Genomic DNA, 468 nt, shown 5'->3' on the forward strand with positions numbered 1-468 from the left:
TCGACACTAACTTTGATTCCTTTGCCCTCAAATAATTTTTCAACTTCTTTTTTGGCTAAATCTTCAATTCCCTGTGAAGTGGTCAATAAGAGCCTCATCTTAATCACTCCAAAATTGCTATAACTCCCTTCCACTTCTTTCCAAAGCATTCACTCGCTATGACTTTCTTTCCAGTTAGCTTTTCCACAAGCTTAATCCCACCATCGCACTTCTTAAACCCTGTTGCTATACCCACAGTAAAGCCTTCAATTTCCTTAATCCCAACTCTTTTCACATTGCTTGGTTCAATCTTCTCTCTAAACTTCCAGAGTATTCTCCTTGGGTCTAGCAAAAGTTCTCGTTCAATATCGTCAAGGATATCACTGTATGCCCACTGGAATTCTTCTTCTCTCTTTTCTTCCTTCCCAAAAAGAGTAAACTTTCCAGTCTGCCATTCTCTGAGGAAATACCTTGCTACTTCCTCAATGT

Annotated in this window: 1 pseudogene; it reads right to left on the reverse strand. The window is 39.3% G+C overall.

Annotation, left to right across the window (positions count from 1 at the left end):
* Positions 1-103: 103 nt before the first annotated feature.
* Positions 104-468 (reverse strand): annotated as a pseudogene (locus E3E37_RS10965) (GTP-binding protein); the annotation flags it as partial.

The sequence above is a fragment of the Thermococcus sp. ES12 genome (assembly GCF_012027515.1).
GTDB classification, from domain to species: domain Archaea; phylum Methanobacteriota_B; class Thermococci; order Thermococcales; family Thermococcaceae; genus Thermococcus; species Thermococcus barossii.